Origin of the sequence: Kitasatospora sp. NPDC059812 (assembly GCF_042732075.1) — a bacterium.
Taxonomy (GTDB): domain Bacteria; phylum Actinomycetota; class Actinomycetes; order Streptomycetales; family Streptomycetaceae; genus Kitasatospora.
This window is the reverse complement of record NZ_JBHWIO010000001.1, coordinates 191591-209409: the sequence shown is the minus strand read 5'-3', so window position 1 is coordinate 209409 and position 17819 is coordinate 191591. Positions and strand designations below refer to the sequence as shown.

Annotated in this window: 21 protein-coding genes; 7 read left to right on the top strand and 14 right to left on the bottom strand. The window is 71.7% G+C overall.

Annotation, left to right across the window (positions count from 1 at the left end):
• Positions 1-145: 145 nt before the first annotated feature.
• Positions 146-646, bottom strand: coding sequence for an NUDIX domain-containing protein (locus ACFV6D_RS00975; protein ID WP_380557414.1), 501 nt, complete (start codon positions 644-646; stop codon positions 146-148).
• A gap of 206 nt (positions 647-852) precedes the next feature.
• Between ACFV6D_RS00975 and ACFV6D_RS00970 the strand changes: the two genes are divergently transcribed.
• Complete coding sequence (locus ACFV6D_RS00970; protein WP_380376384.1) at positions 853-1386, top strand: NUDIX domain-containing protein; 534 nt, start codon at positions 853-855, stop codon at positions 1384-1386.
• Between the two features lies 1 nt (position 1387).
• Here the strand turns inward: ACFV6D_RS00970 and ACFV6D_RS00965 are convergent, their stop codons facing one another.
• Complete coding sequence (locus ACFV6D_RS00965; RefSeq protein WP_380557411.1) at positions 1388-2701, bottom strand: hypothetical protein; 1314 nt, start codon at positions 2699-2701, stop codon at positions 1388-1390.
• A gap of 173 nt (positions 2702-2874) precedes the next feature.
• Between ACFV6D_RS00965 and ACFV6D_RS00960 the strand changes: the two genes are divergently transcribed.
• Positions 2875-3555, top strand: coding sequence for an ATP-binding protein (locus ACFV6D_RS00960; RefSeq protein WP_380557408.1), 681 nt, complete (start codon positions 2875-2877; stop codon positions 3553-3555).
• A 236-nt stretch (positions 3556-3791) separates the two neighbouring features.
• On the opposite strand, the gene ACFV6D_RS00955 is transcribed toward ACFV6D_RS00960, so the two are convergent.
• Positions 3792-4424: an HAD family hydrolase gene (locus ACFV6D_RS00955; RefSeq protein ID WP_380557405.1), complete on the bottom strand. Its 633-nt coding sequence runs from the start codon at positions 4422-4424 to the stop codon at positions 3792-3794.
• Between the two features lie 230 nt (positions 4425-4654).
• On the opposite strand from ACFV6D_RS00955, the gene ACFV6D_RS00950 reads away from it, so the two are divergent.
• On the top strand, positions 4655-4933 hold the full coding sequence (locus tag ACFV6D_RS00950; RefSeq protein ID WP_380557402.1) for a hypothetical protein: 279 nt from the start codon (positions 4655-4657) through the stop codon (positions 4931-4933).
• Between the two features lie 130 nt (positions 4934-5063).
• Positions 5064-5846 (top strand): VOC family protein, encoded by a 783-nt coding sequence (locus tag ACFV6D_RS00945; RefSeq protein WP_380557399.1) that lies wholly within the window; start codon positions 5064-5066, stop codon positions 5844-5846.
• Between the two features lie 74 nt (positions 5847-5920).
• On the opposite strand, the gene hisF is transcribed toward ACFV6D_RS00945, so the two are convergent.
• The 8 genes from hisF to hisD all read right to left on the bottom strand — a co-directional run bounded on the left by hisF (position 5921) and on the right by hisD (position 11796).
• Positions 5921-6691, bottom strand: coding sequence for an imidazole glycerol phosphate synthase subunit HisF (hisF, locus tag ACFV6D_RS00940; protein WP_063347178.1), 771 nt, complete (start codon positions 6689-6691; stop codon positions 5921-5923).
• Positions 6688-7119, bottom strand: coding sequence for a RidA family protein (locus ACFV6D_RS00935; protein WP_063347179.1), 432 nt, complete (start codon positions 7117-7119; stop codon positions 6688-6690). Before ACFV6D_RS00935 ends, hisF begins: the two co-directional genes overlap by 4 nt.
• Complete coding sequence (gene priA, locus ACFV6D_RS00930; RefSeq protein ID WP_380557396.1) at positions 7116-7841, bottom strand: bifunctional 1-(5-phosphoribosyl)-5-((5-phosphoribosylamino)methylideneamino)imidazole-4-carboxamide isomerase/phosphoribosylanthranilate isomerase PriA; 726 nt, start codon at positions 7839-7841, stop codon at positions 7116-7118. The genes ACFV6D_RS00935 and priA overlap by 4 nt, the downstream gene beginning before the upstream one ends.
• Positions 7842-7860: 19 nt before the next feature.
• Positions 7861-8496: an imidazole glycerol phosphate synthase subunit HisH gene (gene hisH, locus ACFV6D_RS00925; RefSeq protein WP_063347181.1), complete on the bottom strand. Its 636-nt coding sequence runs from the start codon at positions 8494-8496 to the stop codon at positions 7861-7863.
• Positions 8497-8568: 72 nt separating this feature from the next.
• Positions 8569-8721: a hypothetical protein gene (locus ACFV6D_RS00920; protein ID WP_167745856.1), complete on the bottom strand. Its 153-nt coding sequence runs from the start codon at positions 8719-8721 to the stop codon at positions 8569-8571.
• Positions 8718-9311 carry an imidazoleglycerol-phosphate dehydratase HisB gene (hisB, locus tag ACFV6D_RS00915; RefSeq protein WP_380334030.1) on the bottom strand — a complete coding sequence of 198 codons (594 nt, stop codon included), beginning with the start codon at positions 9309-9311 and terminating at the stop codon, positions 8718-8720. The genes ACFV6D_RS00920 and hisB overlap by 4 nt, the downstream gene beginning before the upstream one ends.
• 5 nt (positions 9312-9316) lie before the next feature.
• The gene (locus ACFV6D_RS00910) at positions 9317-10417 is read right to left on the bottom strand and encodes a histidinol-phosphate transaminase (protein ID WP_063347183.1); all 1101 of its coding nucleotides are present in this window, start codon (positions 10415-10417) and stop codon (positions 9317-9319) included.
• Between the two features lie 71 nt (positions 10418-10488).
• Complete coding sequence (hisD, locus tag ACFV6D_RS00905) at positions 10489-11796, bottom strand: histidinol dehydrogenase (RefSeq protein ID WP_063347184.1); 1308 nt, start codon at positions 11794-11796, stop codon at positions 10489-10491.
• 91 nt (positions 11797-11887) lie between these two features.
• On the opposite strand from hisD, the gene ACFV6D_RS00900 reads away from it, so the two are divergent.
• The 3 genes from ACFV6D_RS00900 (at position 11888) to ybaK (ending at position 14900) form a co-directional block, all read left to right on the top strand.
• Positions 11888-13465: an oxidoreductase gene (locus ACFV6D_RS00900; RefSeq protein WP_380557393.1), complete on the top strand. Its 1578-nt coding sequence runs from the start codon at positions 11888-11890 to the stop codon at positions 13463-13465.
• A 71-nt stretch (positions 13466-13536) separates the two neighbouring features.
• Entirely contained in the window at positions 13537-14265 is a 729-nt protein-coding gene (locus ACFV6D_RS00895) for an LON peptidase substrate-binding domain-containing protein (RefSeq protein ID WP_380423259.1), read from the top strand.
• Positions 14266-14405: 140 nt separating this feature from the next.
• Positions 14406-14900, top strand: coding sequence for a Cys-tRNA(Pro) deacylase (ybaK, locus tag ACFV6D_RS00890; RefSeq protein WP_063347187.1), 495 nt, complete (start codon positions 14406-14408; stop codon positions 14898-14900).
• A gap of 141 nt (positions 14901-15041) precedes the next feature.
• Here the strand turns inward: ybaK and ACFV6D_RS00885 are convergent, their stop codons facing one another.
• The 3 genes from ACFV6D_RS00885 to ACFV6D_RS00875 form a co-directional block, all read right to left on the bottom strand.
• Entirely contained in the window at positions 15042-15848 is an 807-nt protein-coding gene (locus ACFV6D_RS00885) for a hypothetical protein (RefSeq protein ID WP_380376359.1), read from the bottom strand.
• Between the two features lie 109 nt (positions 15849-15957).
• On the bottom strand, positions 15958-16773 hold the full coding sequence (locus tag ACFV6D_RS00880) for an ABC transporter permease (RefSeq protein WP_063347189.1): 816 nt from the start codon (positions 16771-16773) through the stop codon (positions 15958-15960).
• A complete protein-coding gene (locus ACFV6D_RS00875) occupies positions 16770-17768 on the bottom strand; it encodes an ABC transporter ATP-binding protein (protein ID WP_380557390.1) in 999 nt (332 codons plus the stop codon). Before ACFV6D_RS00875 ends, ACFV6D_RS00880 begins: the two co-directional genes overlap by 4 nt.
• Positions 17769-17819: the final 51 nt, after the last annotated feature.

Here is a 17819-nt window from a genome sequence, read left to right as displayed (position 1 = left end):
TCCAATATGTGTTGTGCGGCGGTCTGGGGGGGCTTTTTTTTTTATTCAGCCCGCCCCCCCGCCCCCCCTCCCCCCCGCGCCCCCCCCCCCTCGACGACCCAAGACCAAGAAGAATGGGAGGAGATCGGAAACTCCCCGCTGGCTATCAGCTCCGCCACGAATCGAGGGAGACGCTCGGGCCATCGGTGAGATAGCCGATCAGAGCGCCCCTGGTAGTGGAGACGAATTCCTCCGGTACGGCACCGACGCCGACCCACGCAACGTCCGAGTGCTTGGCAGGTTCCCCGTTCGCGAGCTCACCGGACCACCGGTGAGCCGCGAAAACGACGGTCAGGAAGCCGTTGGGAGCCTCGACGCCGCGAGCACCGTGGATGACGTGGACAAGTTGCAAGTCCTCGGGAGCGACGACGAGCCCGGTCTCCTCCCTGAGCTCGCGAACCGCCGTCTCCGTGATCGGCTCGCCTGGTTCGCTCTTGCCGACCGGCAGATCCCACAGGCCCTGCGCGAACTTGGCCCTGGGCCCCCGCCGAAGAAGAACGACACGTTGAGCTTCAAGGTCATGGACGATGACGGCGGCGACCAGCAGAGTCATCGACTCCGTAGCGGGATTGAGAGCAGTCATCTGATCGGCGGTCGGCTGAGCCACGTCGGTCGGTTCCTTCCTGCGGTACGACTGTTGCGAAGAAGCGCGTCGGTCCTTCCAAACGCCCGACCAACGCCGAGGGCACGTGCATTCTCGATCAGCGCCGCGCAGGAGCGGGGCTGATCGAGACCGAGCGCCCGACGAGCCAGGACCCACATCATCCACCCAGCTTCTGAGATGCTGTCGTTCCGTCGAAAGGGGCCTCAGCGATGCGGTGGAAGATCCACGGGGAACGTCCGATCTACGAGAACCCCTGGGTGAACCTGTGGCTCGCCGACGTCGAGCAGCCCGACGGACACCGCTGGGAACACCACGTGGTCAAACTGCGGCACCTCGCGGTGGCCGCCGTCGTGAACAGCGAGAAGCAGGTCCTCATGATGTGGCGGCACCGCTTCATCACCGACACCTGGGCCTGGGAACTCCCGATGGGGCTGATCGAGCCCGACGAGACCCCTGCGGAGGCGGCAGCCCGGGAGGCGCTGGAGGAGACCGGTTGGAAGGTCGGTGAGGTCAAACCGCTGATCTACGCCCAGCCGGCGAACGGCATCACGGACTCCGAGCACTTCGTCTTCCGAGCCGATGCGGTCGAGTACACGGGACCGCCCACCGAGCGCAACGAGTCCGACCGGATCGAGTGGATTCCCCTGTCCGCGCTGCGCGGCATGGTCGACCGCCGCGAGATCGTCAGCAGCGGCACGCTCGTGGGCGTGCTCTACCTGCTCCTGGACGAGGCCGGTCTCTGAATCACCTGGCTATGCCGGTGATCCGGTCGACCAGATCCACGACCGAGGCGCTGCTGCGGTAGGGCCCAAGGAGCCAACGGAACTCCTGGAGGTGGGCAACCACTCGGGGAGACTCAACAACCGCCGTGAGGTCGAGGGCCTTTGTGGCAGTGGCGCAAGCCAACTCGACCTCTCGTCGTTGGAGTTGGGTCCGCGCGAGCCAGAAGGTGTGGAACGCGCGCCCTCTGAGGTTCGTCGTTGACTCGGTCCGCAGCGCTTCGGCGATGAGGGGTTCGGCAGCGATGGCTTCCCCCATTTGGCCAAGGGCGATTCCGGTATCCACGGTGAGCTTGGTGTGATCGAAGTACTGGACCCACGCGGGGTCGTCGTCGCCCTCGGTGATGCGCTCGAAGCGCTGGTGCGCTTCGGTGATCGCACGGCGGGCCGCCTCCTGATCGTTCGCACTCGCGTGGCCGAAGGCTTCGCGCATCAACAGCATGGCCAGCAACCTCGGAGTACCACCGCCAAGACGCGCATTGTCCTGTGCGGCCCGAGCCAGCGCGATCGCTCCCTGCGCATTGTCCTGGTAGGTCGCCTGAAGGCTGAGACATGCGAGCACGTTGGCGATGAACAGGCGATCGTCGGCCTCTCTGGCGAACCGGAGCGATTCGGTGAAGTAGCCCTGTGCCGTGCTGTACTGCCGCGCGTCGAAGTACGTCCAGCCGGCAAGGCGGGCGAGTTCGGCCGCGATGCCATGAAGACTGCGCCGACAGTTCGGGTCAGCTGTATCCCTTACTGCGCCTGCAACATACCTGAGTTGACCAATCACAGCGGGCCGGAGCGCCCCGCCGCCGTGTTGGTCGTCGCGCCGCCAATAGTCCTCGATGGACACCTGGAGGGAGCGGAGGACAGTGGGCGTGACCCTGGTTCCGGCTGCGATGGCGAGGATGTCATCCACATTGCCCCTCATTGGCGAACCCTCGGCCTGCCACGAAACGCGAACAGGATCAGCCGACACTGCCGCGCCTTCGTGAGGCGCGGCAGGCTGTTCCCAACAACGGTCTGCCAGCCCGAGCATACGGCCGGGAATCTTTAAGCCGTCCGCGATGCGCTCGATGACGGACATGTTGGTGATCTTCGGCCGCCCCTTCATCACCTCCCCCACCCTGCTGGGCGTCAACTCACACGCCCGGGCGATGCGCGAAGGATGGAATCCCCCTTTGTGCTTGGCGAGTTGGAAGATCTGGGCGAAGTCCCGCTCCCTGCAAGCCGCCACCATCTCAGGGTCCGCGAGCAGTCGGCTGGGCAGCCCAGGTGACTCTGTGGACTCGCTCACGACCAGCCACCCCCGTCACCAGAAGGATCATCGCTCAGCGTAGCGCGAGATAACTGACCGCAAGTTTACCCATCATGGGTACACACGCTGGCCTTATCTGAGGGCTGCCGTCTCGGGATTCTGAGAGTCGTCCGGACAGATGCCCGGAGCACCCGACTGAGACGGTCCCGCCGATGAACTACACCGACACCGCCACAATCCCGACCCCGCGATCCTGGGACGTCGAACCGGATCCGGAGGCCGTCCGACCGACGCGTCAACTGATCCGGCACAGCGCCGAATCCTGGCGCGCGCCGTTGTCGGACACCGCGTTGCGGGACGTCGAGTTGTGCGCCGACGAGCTGCTGGCCAACGCCATCGAGCACGTGAGGGAGCGCTGCCGCGTCACGGTCCGGTGGACTGGGGTCCGCCTCCGGGTCGAGGTCGCGGACAGGAGTCCGCAGCCGCCGGTGAGGAGCGCGGCGGGCGACATGGCCACCGGCGGCCGCGGCCTGCTCCTGGTGGAGACGCTGACCCACTCCTGGGGCTGGTACCCGGCGGAGGAGGGCAAGGTGGTCTGGTTCGAGGCGGCGCCCGACCAGGTCGTGGCGGGAGACACGCGGCTCGCCGCACCAACCCTTCCAGCTCGTGTTCATGCCCGGCCGGAAGCCGCGGTGAGCGCTTCTTCCGCCTCGTCTCGTTACGAGATCCGCCTGATCGACTCCCGAGGCCCCCACTTCTTCCTGCTGGAGTGCTGGGGGATCTACGACCGCGAACAGCACGATTACGTGCGCGTTCCGGGTTCCTCGGACCGGATCAGGCGCTTCTACACCAAGTCGGCCGCCGAGTCCCAGCTGCGCCACTCAGGCACCTGACGAGCTCTCCCGGATGCGTGGGAGGGCGGCCGAACTCGGGCTCCCCTGCAAGGAGCCGCCCCCGGCTGCGGATATCAGTGGGCGGGTGCAGACTCGCAGAGGGCCGGGGAGGGTGCGTGCGCGCGCCCGACGGAACCGGCCCCTGGTCACGTCTTCCGTCGCGCTCCGCCACCCAACTGCGGGGCCTGCGCGAGAAGCTGGCCCCGCACACCGCCCACGCGGGGGTTCGCGCCTTCCTAGAGGCCGGGTAGGTGCAGAAGCTTGCGCAGTTGCCGGGCCACCAAGTCCTCGTCCAGCCCGTGTACCGGGGTGAAGCCGAGCTTCTGAGCAGCGGCGAGATTCTCCTCGCTGTCGTCCACGAACAGGCACTCCGTGGCGCGGACATCAAGGTTTTCCAGCACGATCCGGAAGGCCGCAGGTTCGGGTTTGCGGACACCGTGCTCTGCCGACAGCACCACCACATCGAAGGTGCCGTGCAGGTCGAAGCCGGTGTACGGGTCGTAGGGCTGCCTGCCGAGGCTGTTGGACAGTACCGCGGTCCGGATCCCTGCCGCACGGGCTTCCCGTGCGACCCGGAGGACCGGGTAGGCCGGAAAGGCGTCGTGGAGGTATCGGCCCAGCAGGTTGTCCGGCTTCACGCCCATCAGGGTCGCGAACCCGCTGTTCCAGTCCTCCTGGCTGATCTGGCCGAGTTCGAGGCGGCGGAACAGGTCCTGCCCTCGGGGGGCGGCCCAGGCTCGCAGGAAGGTTCCCCGGGCGATCCTCTCCCGATCCTCGAACCACGTGATGACCTCGACCATGTTCGAGGTCAGGACACCGAAGAAGTCAAAGATCACCGCGCGAAACGAAGGCACTCCAGCTCGCTCCATCCGCAAAGCGTACGGGCCACCCTCAGCGTCCCGACACCCCGCCGAACGAGAGTTGCCTCAGGCCGATCGTCCCGGGCCCAGCCGACAACTTACGGTGGAAGGCGGTGCCGCGTTGGTCAGTCGCGCGTCTTGGCCGGCGGCTGCACCGAACGCTCAAACGGCGCGCTCACCGTCGTCGCCCTCGCTGCGGTGCCGTCGGCCTCCGGGCCGACTCTGGGAGCCTGGACGACGTGACCACCACCCGCCTTCACTGGGCAGACCTGCCCGGCTCCGTACACCGGGCCGTCACCGCCCGCCTCGGGACGCCGGTCCTTGCCGCACAGACCGTCTCGGCCGGTTTCAACTCCAAGATCGCCGCCAAACTCAGCACCGCCAGGGGCGCCGTCTTCGCCTTCGCGCAGGCTCAGGCCCGGATGTGGGCCGAGATCGCCGGAGACGATCCGGACCCGTGGACTGCCGGGCTGAACCGGGCGGCTCAGCAGTGGGCCCGTTTCCGCGGGCGCAGCTGAGGTCTGCGGCCGCTCCCCCGGCTGCGGATGTCAGTGGGCGGGTGCAGACTCGCAGAGGGTCGGGGAGGGTGCGTGCGCGCGCCCGACGGAACCGGCCTGGTCACGTCTTCCGTCGAAGGGGCACCACCTCATGCTCACCACCGACTTTCCGGCCGGCGCGCCCTGCTGGATCGACCTCGGCAGCCCGGACATCCCCGCCACCGCCGAGTTCTACGGCAAGGTCTTCGGCTGGACGTTCCGGTCCGGCGGCCCGGAGGCGGGCGGCTACGGCTTCTTCCAGCTGGGCGGCAGGACGGTCGGCGCCGTCGGCCCGCTCGACGAGGGTGACCAGCCGACCTGGACGACGTACTTCCGTACGGCCGACGTGAACGCCACCGCGCAGGCCGCCGAGCAGGCGGGCGGTTCGGTCCTGGTCCCGCCGATGGATGTCATGGGCGAGGGGTGGTTCGCCCAGTTCGCCGACCCGCAGGGGGCCAGGTTCGCGGTCTGGCAGCCGGGCGCGACCACCGGTCTGGACGTGGTGTCGGAGGACGGCACGCTGGTCTGGTCCGAGCTGCACACTTCGGACCAGGGCGCCGGGTTCGGCTTCTACCAGGCGCTGTTCGGCTGGCGGGTGGAGAAGTTCGAGCCGGCTCCGGGCATGGACTACCGGGTGATCTCGACTTCCGAGGGCGACCAGCAGGCCACGGCCTTCGGCGGCATCGCCCCGACGATGCAGCCGGGTCAGCCCTCCGCCTGGACGCCGTACTTCGCCGCCGACGACGTGGACGCGGTGATCGCGAAGGCGACGGCGGCCGGCGGCTCGGTGCTGATGCCCGCGGAGACCGTGCCGAACGTCGGGCGGCTGGCCTGGCTGGCGGACCCGCACGGTACGCCGTTCGCGCTGATCAAGGGCGAGCCGCCGCAGGCCTGAGAACGCAGGAGACCTGAGAACGCGGAAGGGCCCGCCACGCACCAGCGCGGCGGGCCCTCAAGCCGTACGGCCGGTCACCGCACCGGGTGCCCGGCCTCCCGCAGCGCGTCCTTGACCTGCCCGATCCGCAGGTCCCCGAAGTGGAAGACGCTCGCGGCGAGCACCGCGTCCGCACCCGCCTCGACGGCCGGCGCGAAGTCGGCGAGCTTGCCGGCGCCGCCGGAGGCGATGACGGGCACGGAGACGGTCTTGCGGACGGCCCGGATCATCTCCAGGTCGTACCCGTCCTTGGTGCCGTCGGCGTCCATCGAGTTGAGCAGGATCTCGCCGGCGCCGAGTTCGGCCGCGCGCCCGGCCCATTCGACGGCGTCGAGGCCGGTGCCCTTGCGCCCGCCGTGGGTGGTGACCTCGTAGCCGGACGCGGTCTCGGTGCCGGGAGGGCAGCGCCGGGCGTCCACGGACAGCACCAGGACCTGCCGCCCGAAGCGCTGGGCGATCTCGCGGACCAGTTCCGGCCGGGCGATGGCGGCGGTGTTGACGCCGACCTTGTCGGCGCCGGCCCGCAGCAGCTTGTCGACGTCCTCGACGGCGCGGATGCCGCCGCCGACGGTGAGCGGGATGAAGACCTGTTCGGCGGTGCGGCGGACCACGTCGTAGGTGGTTTCCCGGTCGCCGGAGGAGGCGGTGATGTCGAGGAAGGTCAGCTCGTCGGCGCCCTCGGCGTCGTAGAGCTTGGCCATCTCGACCGGGTCGCCGGCGTCGCGCAGGTTCTGGAAGTTGACGCCCTTGACCACCCGCCCGGCGTCGACGTCCAGGCAGGGGATGACACGTACGGCGAGGGTCACGGCTGTTTGCCTTCCAGGGTCTTTGCCAGCCCGGATCGATAGGCGTCGAGCTCGATCTCGACCATCATCCGGGAGTCGATCAGCCCGTCGACCACCACCATGGTGGCCACCGGGCGGGCGGCGTCGAAGAGTTGGTGGTGGGCGCGGCCCACCTCGTCGGCGTCGCGGACGTGGGTGATGTACATCCGGGTGCGGACCACGTCGTCCGCCGTCAGACCGTACGCGGCGAGGGCGTTGAGCCCGACGCCGAACGCGGCGAGGGTCTGCCGGTAGGGGTCTCCCTCGTGCTCGATCCGGCCGTCCACCCAGGCGGTGGAGCCGGCCACGTGCACGTGGTCTCCCGCGGCGACCGCCCGCGAGTAGCCGAACTGGTCCTCCCAGGGGGAGAATCCGCCGACCCTGCCACGTACGATCCGACGTTCCGTCATCCTGAAACCGCCTCCAGGGCCTCTTCGAGGGTGAACTTCTGCTCGTAGAGTGCCTTGCCCACGATGGCGCCCTCGACACCCGCACCGACCAGGCCGGCGATGGCGCGCAGGTCGTCGAGCGAGGAGACGCCGCCGGAGGCGACGACGGGGCGGTCGGTGGCGGCGCAGACGTCGCGCAGCAGCTGCAGGTTGGGGCCGGTCAGGGTGCCGTCCCGGTTGACGTCGGTGACGACGTAGCGGGCGCAGCCCTCCTGGTTGAGCCGCTCCAGCACCTCGAAGAGCTGGCCGCCGTCGCGGGTCCAGCCGCGGCCGCGCAGGGTGGTGCCGACGACGTCCAGGCCGACGGCGATCTTGTCGCCGTGCTCGGCGATGGCCTTGGCGACCCACTCGGGGGCTTCCAGGGCGGCGGTGCCGAGGTTGACCCGGGTGCAGCCGGTGGCGAGCGCGTTGGCGAGCGACTCGTCGTCGCGGATGCCGCCGGACAGCTCGACCTTGATGTCGAGGCGGCCGGTGACCTCGCGCAGCAGCTCGTAGTTGGTGCCGGTGCCGAAGGCGGCGTCGAGGTCGACCAGGTGCAGCCACTCGGCGCCGGCGTTCTGCCAGGTGAGGGCGGCGGCGAGCGGTTCGCCGAAGGAGGTCTCGGTGCCGGACGCGCCCTTGACCAGGCGGACGGCCTGGCCGTCCCGGACGTCGACGGCGGGAAGCAGTTCGAGGCGGCTCATAGTCACAACTCTTCCAAGCTCAGAGGGTGTTGACCCAGTTGGTCAGGAGGGCGGCGCCGGCGTCGCCGGACTTCTCGGGGTGGAACTGGGTGGCCCAGAGCGGGCCGTTCTCGATGGCGGCGACGAAGGGCTGCCCGTGGGTGGCCCAGGTGACGAGCGGGGCGTGGATCCGTGCGCTGTGGGTCTCCAGCTCCCAGTGCCGCACACCGTAGGAGTGCACGAAGTAGAAGCGGCTCTGCGGGTCGAGGCCGGCGAACATCCGGCTGCCCTCGGGCACGTCGACGGTGTTCCAGCCCATGTGCGGGATGACGGGGGCGTCCAGCGGCTCGACGACGCCGGGCCACTCGTCGCAGCCGGCCGTCTCCACGCCGTGCTCGACCCCCTTCTCGAAGAGGATCTGCATGCCGACGCAGATGCCCATGACGGGGCGGCCCCCGGCGAGCCGGCGGCCGATGATCCAGTCGCCCCGGACGGACTTCAGGCCGCGCATGCAGGCCTCGAAGGCGCCGACGCCGGGGACGAGCAGGCCGTCCGCGTTCATCGCGGTGTCGTAGTCGGAGGTGACGGTGACGTCCGCCCCGGTCCGTTCGAGCGCGCGCTGCGCGGAGCGGAGGTTGCCCGACCCGTAGTCGAGGACGACGACGTTCTTGCCCATGTTCAGGTGTCCAGTCTCTCTACGTGTCCGGAGCTCACGTGTCCAGAGCCCATGTATCCAGCGTCCATGCGGCTAGAGGCGCATGATGCCGGAGGCCAGGCACATGACCGAGCCGAACGCGAGCACCAGGATGACGCCCTTGGGCAGCTTCTGCTTCCAGAACGAGATCACGCCGCCGGCCAGGAAGAGGCCGACGAAGATGAGGGCGAGGGTCGCCTTGCTCACAGTGCACCCTTGGTCGAGGGGAGGATTCCGGCCGCGCGCGGGTCGCGCTCGGCGGCGTAGCGCAGGGCTCGGGCGAGCGCCTTGAACTGGCATTCCACGATGTGGTGGGCGTTGCGCCCGTACGGCACGTGGACGTGCAGGGCGATCTGCGCCTGGGCCACGAAGGACTCCAGGATGTGCCGGGTCATCGTGGTGTCGTACGAGCCGATCATCGGCGCCATGTTCTCGGGCTCGGTGTGCACCAGGTACGGCCGGCCGGAGAGGTCCACGGTGACCTGGGCGAGCGACTCGTCCAGCGGCACCGTGCAGTTGCCGAAGCGGTAGATGCCGACCTTGTCGCCGAGCGCCTGCTTGAAGGCGGCGCCGAGCGCGAGGGCGGTGTCCTCGATGGTGTGGTGGGTGTCGATGTGCAGGTCGCCGTCGGTCTTGACGGTGAGGTCGAAGAGACCGTGGCGGCCGAGCTGGTCGAGCATGTGGTCGTAGAACCCGACGCCCGTGGAGATGTCGGTCTTCCCGGTGCCGTCGAGGTCGATCTCGACCAGGACCGCGGTCTCCTTGGTGGTGCGTTCGACGCGTCCGATGCGGGACATACGGGTTACAGCTCCTTGATCACTGTTCGAACGGCGTCCAGGAAGGCGTCGTTCTCTGCGGGCGTGCCGGCGGTGACGCGCAGCCACCCGGGGACGCCGTTGTCACGGACCAGGACGCCCTGGTCGAGGATGGCCTGCCAGACGGCGTGGGTGTCGGCGAAGCGGCCGAACTGGACGAAGTTGGCGTCCGAGTCGGTGACCTCCAGGCCGAGCCCGCGCAGCGCGTCGACCAGCCGGTCGCGCTCCGCCTTGAGCCGGCCGACGTACCCGAGCAGGGTGTCGGTGTGCTCCAGGCAGGCCAGCGCGGTGGCCTGGGTGACGGACGACAGGTGGTACGGCAGGCGGACCAGCTGCACCGCGTCCACCACGGCCGGGTCGGCGGCCAGGTAGCCCAGGCGCAGCCCAGCCGCGCCGAAGGCCTTGGACATGGTGCGGGAGACCACCAGGTTGGGGCGGCCCTCGATGAGCGGCAGCAGCGAGGCCCGGTGCGAGAACTCGACGTACGCCTCGTCGACGACGACCAGGCTGGGCCCGGCGGCCTGCGCGGCCTCGTACAGCCGCAGCACGGTGTCGGCGGCGACGGCGGTGCCGGTCGGGTTGTTCGGCGAGCAGATGAAGACCACGTTCGGCCGGTGCTCGGCGATCGCGCCGAGGGCGGCGTCCAGGTCAATGGTGAAGTCGTCGTTGCGCGGGCCGGAGATCCACTCGGTGCCGGTGCCCCGGGAGATCAGCGCGTGCATCGAGTAGGAGGGCTCGAAGCCGAGCGCGCTGCGGCCGGGGCCGCCGAAGGTCTGCAGCAGCTGCTGGAGCACCTCGTTGGAGCCGTTGGCGGCCCAGACCTGCTGCCGGGTGACGGCGAAGCCGGTGGTCCGGCCGAGGTACGCGGCGAGGCCTTCGCGCAGTTCGACGGCGTCCCGGTCGGGGTAGCGGTTGAGGTTGCGGGCGGCCTCGGCGACGCGTTCGGCGATCCGGGCGACCAGCTCCTCGGGGAGCGGGTACGGGTTCTCGTTGGTGTTCAGCTGGACGGGCACGTCCAGCTGCGGCGCGCCGTACGGGGACTGGCCGCGCAGCTCGTCGCGGATGGGGAGGTCGTCGATCCGAGTCACCCGAGTCGCACCAGCCACCGGAGTCGCACCAGCCTCAGAAGTCACAGGAGTCACAGAAGAAGTAACAGCAGTCACGATCCCGGCACCGTCCAGTCGAAGCGCGCCTTGATCGCGTCGCCGTGCCCGGGCAGGTCCTCGGCGTTGGCGAGGTTGACCACGTGCGCGGCGACGTCGGCGAGCGCGTCCCGGTCGTACTCGACGACCTGGACGCCGCGCAGGAAGGTCTGCACGGACAGGCCCGAGGAGTGGCAGGCGCAGCCGCCGGTGGGCAGCACGTGGTTGGAGCCGGCCGCGTAGTCGCCCAGCGAGACCGGCGTCCAGCGGCCGATGAAGACGGCGCCCGCGTTGACGACCTTGGCGGCCGCCGCGTGCGGGTCCCGGGTCTGGATCTCCAGGTGCTCGGCCGCGTAGGCGTTGACCACGGCGAGGCCCTGCTCCAGGTCGTCGACCAGGATGATCCCGGACTGCCGGCCGCCCAGCGCCTCGGCGACCCGCTCGCTGTGCTTGGTCCTGGCGACCTGAACGGCGAGTTCCGCCTCGACCGCGTCGGCCAGCGCCGGCGAGTCGGTGACGAGCACCGAGCCGGAGGTCGGACCGTGCTCGGCCTGGCTGATCAGGTCGGCGGCCACGTCGGAGGGCAGCGCGCTGTCGTCGGCGAGGACGGCGATCTCGGTCGGGCCGGCCTCCGAGTCGATGCCGATCCGGCCGGCGAAGAAGCGCTTGGCGGCGGCCACGTAGATGTTGCCGGGGCCGGTGACCATGTTGACCGGCGCGCACTCCTCGGTGCCCAGCGCGAACATCGCCACGGCCTGGGCGCCGCCGACGGAGTACACCTCGTCCACGCCGAGCAGCGCGCAGGCCGCCAGGATGGTCGGGTGGACGCGGCCGTCGAACTCCTTCTGCGGCGGGGACGTCACGGCGATGCCCTGGACGCCCGCCTCCTGGGCCGGCACCACGTTCATCACCACGGAGGACGGGTAGACGGCCAGCCCGCCCGGCACGTACAGGCCGACGCGCTCCACGGGCACCCAGCGCTGGGTGACGGTGCCGCCCGGCACCACCCGGGTGGTGTGCTCGGTGCGGCGCTGGTCGGCGTGCACGGCGCGGGCCCGGCGGATCGACTCCTCCAGCGCGGCCCGCACCTTCGGGTCCAGCGTCTCCAGGGCCTCGGTCAGCTGCTCGGCCGGGACACGGGTCGACTCCAGCCGGACGCCGTCGAAGCGCTCGGTGATCTCGATCACGGCCGCGACCCCGCGATGGCGTACGTCCTCGGCGATCGGCCGCACCTTCTCCAGGGCGGCCGCCACGTCGAACTCGGCACGGGGCAGCAGGTCACGCGGGTCGTCCAGCGAGCCGCGGAGGTCGATTCGAGAGATCACGCCACCCAGTGTAAGGAGTGGCCGGAACCCCTGGTCCCGCATTTCAGTCCGTGATACGAAAGGCGAGACGACCGGGGGGACGGGGAAAACCATGCTGGAGCACGCTCCGGAGGGCTGGACCGATACGGAGCGTGAGCTCTGGGAGGCCTTCCGTCGCGGCAACGTCTTCGACCGGCGGAGTGGCGACGCCGCCACCGACGACCCGTTCGGGGACGCCGCCTGGGGCCCCGGGCGCACCGTCCGGGCCAGGGTGCTCGCCCATCTGCTGCTGGCCGGCCCGGCCGCCGCCACCGGGCGGGTCGCTTCGCTGCGGCTCAACGGCGTGCTGGTCACCGGCGCGCTCAACCTGGCCGGCGGCGCCATCGGCCACTACGTCGAGCTCCGCGAGTGCCGTTTCGAGCGCAAGATCCTCATCTCGGAGGCCTCGGCCTCGACGCTGCGCTTCGTCACCTGCCTGATCCCCCGCCTGGAGGCCTCCCGGCTCACCACCACCGGCGACCTCCATCTGGCCCGCTGCCGGATACCCGAGGGCGTACGGCTCACCGACGCCAAGGTCGGCACCGACCTGCTGCTCAACCAGACCGTCCTGGGCGGCGACCGCTACGGCCGCGCGCTGTCCGCCGACGGCCTGGCCGTCCACCAGGATTTCGAGGCCGAACGCGTCGATGTGCAGGGCGAGTTGAGCCTGCGCACGGCCCGGATAGGCGGCCGGCTGTCGCTGCGCGGCGCCCAGCTGCACGCCGTCCCGCAGAACCGCACCTGCCTCAACGCCGTCCGGCTCACCGTCGGCCACACCCTCTACCTGACCAGCTCCGCCGACGGCGGCTGGTTCGGCTCCCGCAGCTACTACGGCTCCGGCTACGGCCAGAACCCGCCGCCCGGCGCCCCCAGCACCCCGTTCCGCGCCTTCGGCCGGGTCCGGCTCTCCGACGCCCGCTTCGAGAGCGCCTGCCTGATCTCCGGCGAGTTCCACCTGGAGGGTGACGACGAGCTCTCGCTGCGCCGCATCCACACCCCCGAGCTGCGGTTCACCTGCCGGGTCCGCCCCACCGGCACCGTCTCGCTCTCCCGCGCCCGGGTCGGCAACCTCGTCGACACCCCGGACGCCTGGCCGCGCGGGCGCCACCTGGGCCTGACCGGCTTCGTCTACGAGGTGCTGCGCCCGGTCGGGCCCTTCAGCGTCCAGCAGCGGATCGCCTGGCTGGAGGGCTCCTCGGTGGACTTCCAGCCCGAGTCCTACGAGCAGCTCGCCGCCGCCCTGCGCCGCGACGGCGCCGACGACGACGCCCGCGAGGTGCTGTACGCCAAGCAGCGCCGCCGCCACCGGACCCTCCCGCTGCCCGCCCGGATCTGGGGCCGCGTCCAGGACGCCACCGTCGGCTACGGCTACCGCCCCGGCCGGGCCGGCCTGTGGCTGCTGCTCGCCTGGGCGCTGGGCAGCGTCTGGTTCGCCACCCACCCGCTGGAGCCGCTGAAGGCCGACGAGCACCCGCACTGGAACCCGGTGCTGTACACGCTCAGCCAACTGGTCCCGGTCGTCGAGCTCGGCCAGCAGGGCTGGAACCCCGGGGGCCTCAGCCAGTACGTCACCGCCGGGCTGGTGATCGTCGGCTGGCTGCTCGCCACCACCGTCGTGGCCGGCGCCACCCGCATGCTGCAACGGGGCTGACCGCCCCGGCGGGCCGCCCTCGGGCGCAACCCCGACGCGCCGCGACCGCGCGGGGAACTACGCTGTCCGCCGTGACAGAACGGCTCCCGCTCTTCCCGCTGAACAACGTGCTCTACCCGGGCCTCGTGCTGCCCCTGAACGTCTTCGAGGAGCGTTACCGCCGTCTCGTCGCCGACCTGCTCCAACTACCGGCCGACACGCCGCGCCGCTTCGGCGTGCTCGCCATCAAGGACGGCCGCGAGGTCTCCCCGGTCCGCCCCGACGAGGGCCCGGCCGGGCCGCTCGACGGCCTCGGCACCGCCACCGGGGACCCCCTGGAGGCGATGTTCCACATCGGCTGCGTCGCCGACGTCGCCTCCGTCCAGGAGCAGCCGGACGGCCGCTACGAGCTGCTGGTCACCGGCACCACCCGGTTCCGGCTCCGCTCGGCGGACGTCTCCGGCCCGTACCTGACCGGCGAGGCCGAACTCGTCGAGGAACAGCCCGGCGAAGGCTCCGGCGCCCTCGCCGCCGAGGTCGAGCGGGCCTTCCGGGTCTACCAGAAGCGCCTCGCCGGGGCCCGCGAGGCCAGCACGGTCGGGCGCCAGGAGCTCCCGGACGACCCGCAGGTGCTCTCCTACCTGGTCGCCGCCGCCTCGGTGTTCGAGACCCCGGTCAAGCAGCAGCTGCTGGCCTGCCCCGACACCGCCCAGCGGCTGCGCACCGAACTCGACCTGCTGCGCCGCGAGAGCTCCGTGCTCAGCTGGCTGCCGTCGCTGCCCGCCGTCGACCTCACCCGCCAGTCGTTCAGCCCCAACTGATCCGGGAAGCCCGCACGCTGATCCGGAGAACCCGCACGCTGACCCGGGCAGCCCGCACGTTGATCCGGAAAACCCGCACGCTGACCCGGGAAGCCCGCACGCTGGCCCGGAAAACCCGCACGGCGAAGAAGGAGCCCCACATGGCGAAGAAGCCGAAGAAGGGCGGGCAGGGCACCCCCGCCACCGTCGCCCTGGAGACCGCCGCCGTCCCGTTCACCGTGCACGCCTACGAGCACGACCCGGCCGCCGCCTCCTACGGCGGCGAGGCCGCCGAGGTCCTGGGCGTCGCCGCCGAGCGGGTCTTCAAGACCCTGGTCGCCGACGTGGACGGCGTGCTCACCGTCGGCGTGGTCCCGGTCGCCGGGCAACTCGACCTCAAGGCCCTCGCCGCCGCCGTCGGCGGCAAGCGCGCCGCCATGGCCGATCCGGCGGCCGCCGAGCGTAGCAGCGGCTACGTCCTCGGCGGCATCTCCCCGCTCGGCCAGCGCCGCCCGCTGCGGACCGTGGTCGACGCCAGCGCGCTCACCCACCCCACCGTCTACGTCTCCGGCGGGCGCCGCGGCCTGGAGGTCGAACTCGCCCCGGCCGACCTGGTCACCCTGACCGGCGCCCGCACCGCACCGATCGCTCGCTGACCCCGGCCGACGGGCCCCCCGCCCTCTCTGACCCCCCCCCCCCCGCGCGCGCGGCCCCCCCCCCCCCGCCCCCCCCCCCCCCCGCGCCCCCCCCCCCCCCGCCCCCCGCCCCCCCCCGGGGGGGGGCCCGGGCCTACGCGGTCAGCCCTGCCCGCGCTCCCCCGGCCGCGCAGCGTCCTCCGGCCGAACACCGTCGTCCGCCCGCACGGCGTCCTGCGGAGGCCACACAGCGCCGTCCGCGGGGGCCTGCGGCGCAGCCGCCCCGTACGGCCCGGCCCAGTACGGCGGCGGGTCCTCCTCGCGCTTGCCGAACGCCGCCGACAGCGCCAGCAGCACCACCATCGCCGCCATCGGCCACACCAGCAGCGCCCCCAGCGCGCCGAGGTCGATGCTCGCGTCGAAGTGCCCGCCGTTGCCGACCCGCCGGGCTTCGGCGATCAGGTCGTTGCTGGGGCCGAGCCACCGGCCGAGCCGCCAGGCGCCGACCGAGCCGAGGAGTCCGCCGACCATCAGTCCGAGCGCGACCGCGATGCCGCCGCCGCGCTGCCGGGTGGCCAGGAAGGCCCCGAGCGCGGTCAGGAGGCCGGCGCCGAGCGCGATCAGGGCGAAGACCGCGTCGGCCCCCGCCCGCTGTTCGCCTTCGGGGTCGGCGTAGAGGATGCGGTCGCCGTCCACGACCAGCGGCACCTTGGGCGCGAGCCAGACCCACAGCCCTGCCATCACCAGTCCGACCGCGATGCAGGCCAGTACCGTGCCCGCGCCGAGCCGCAGCTCGGGCAGCAGCCGCTCCTTGAGCGTGGGGCCCGGCGACTGCGCGACCGCGAGGCCGGCCGGCGGCGGGGTCCCGGCGTCGGGGGCGGGCGGCGGCGCGTACGGATCGGGGGTGATGTCCGGCACCGCGTCCGCGGCGGCGCGGGTGGGGTCCGGAGGTGTGTTCGGTACGGTCACAGGCCCCATCGTTTCACGATCGCGGCCGGGACGAGCCGCCGCCCGTGCCTCCCGGAGCCGGACCCCGCACCGCGCGGAGCCGGACCCCGGGCGGCCCCCGGGACACCCCCTACCGGGAGACGGCCCGCCGGTAGGCCCAGGTGGCGATCGCCAGCGACACCACGCCGACGCCCGCGCAGACGGCGAGGTCGCCCGCGATCAGCGCCCAGTCCGGGTCGGGTTCGAACGTCCGGGCGAAGGCCTCGACGCCGTACGTGGAGGGCAGCAGGTCGCGCAGCCACAGGACGGGCTGCGGGAGGTGGTCGACGGGCAGCACGCCGAGCAGCAGCGCCGCCGACATGCCGAGCTGCCCGAGCATGGTGGCGATCTCCTGGCGGGGCGCGAGCAGCCCGCAGGCGGCCCCGAGCCCGGACAGGGCGGCTCCGGCGAGCGGGACGACGGCCAGCAGCACCCACAGCTGCCCGAGCGGCAGCCCGAACATCACGGCGCCGAAGGCCGCGGTGAGGACCGTCCCGGGCAGCGTGAACGAGGCGTAGGCGGCGGCCGCGCCGAGCACCACGGAGGCGGCGGGTACGGGCAGCGTCGCGTAGTGGTCGAGTCCGCCGGTGGCCCGCAGCTTCCCGAAGTACTGGGCGAGCAGGTTGAGGGCGACGAACGCCACCACCAGCACGCTGGACCCGGCGACCACGGACCGCGCGGCCGAGGTCTGCCCGGCGTCCACCACGCCCCGCATCATCACGAGGATGCCGACGGACTGGAAAGTGGCGACGAACAGCAGCGGGATCCGCGCCACCCGGGCCCGGGCGAGCTGGGCCCGGTAGACGGCGGCGAGGGCGGGCAGCAGCCGGGCCGCGGGGGCGAGCGGGGCGGGGGTGCCGCCGGTCGCGGGGGCGGTGGCCTGCGGCGGCACCGAGAGCAGCGTCACTTGGCCAGTCCTCCGTGGCGGCCCCCGAGCTTGAGGTAGGCGTCCTCAAGGCTCGGGGTGGCGAGGGTGAAGTCGTCGAGGGCGGCGAAGGCCGGGCCGGTGGTGACGGCGGCGACCAGTTCGCGGGCCTGTTCGGGGGTGGTGCGGACGGTCCAGCGGCGGCCGGTGCGTTCGGCCCGTTCGGCGAGTGCGGCGACGGCGGGGACGGCGAGCGGCGCCTCGTCCCGCCAGACCAGGTCGAGCCGGACGTCGCCGTCGACGAGGGCCTTGAGCCCGCCGGGGGTGTCGCAGGCGATGACCCGCCCGTCGTCGATGACGGCGACCCGGTCGAGCACGGTCTCGGCCTCGATGACGTTGTGGGTGACCAGCAGGACGGTGGCGCCGCGTTCGGTGCGGCGCCGGTCGACGGCGGTCCAGACGGCCCGCCGGGCGACGGGGTCCATGCCGGTGGTGGGTTCGTCGAGGACGAGCAGCGGCCGTTCCCCGACGAGGGCGGCGGCGACGCAGGCGAGTCGGCGCTGGCCGCCGGAGAGCTTGGCGAGCGGCCGCTGGGCGAGGGGTTCGAGCCCGAGTTCGGTGAGGACGTCGGCAGCTTCGGTACGGGCCTGGGCCCGGGTGAGGCCGCGCAGCCGTCCGGTGGTCTCGGCGGCGAGCGCGACGGTCAGTTCGTCGAGGGCGCTGGATTCCTGGCCGAGGTAGCCGAGCAACCGGGCGGCCCGTTCGGGGTGGCGGACGATGTCGTGGCCGAGGAGTTCGACGGATCCGGAGTCCGGCCGCAGCAGGCCGGTGAGCTGGCGGACGAGGGTGGACTTGCCGGCCCCGTTGGGTCCGAGCAGCCCGAAGATCTCGCCCTGGCGGACGGTGAGGCTGATTCCGTCGTTGGCCCGGATCTCGCCTGCGGAGGCTCCGCGCCCGGTGCGGTAGGTCCTGACGAGGTCGCGCACGGCGACGCACGGCGGGGTGTTCTGGGGTACTCGCCCTGCCGACTCGGTCACGACCGAAGACTTTACGCGTTCGCCCGGGCGAACCGGACAAGGGGGCCTGAT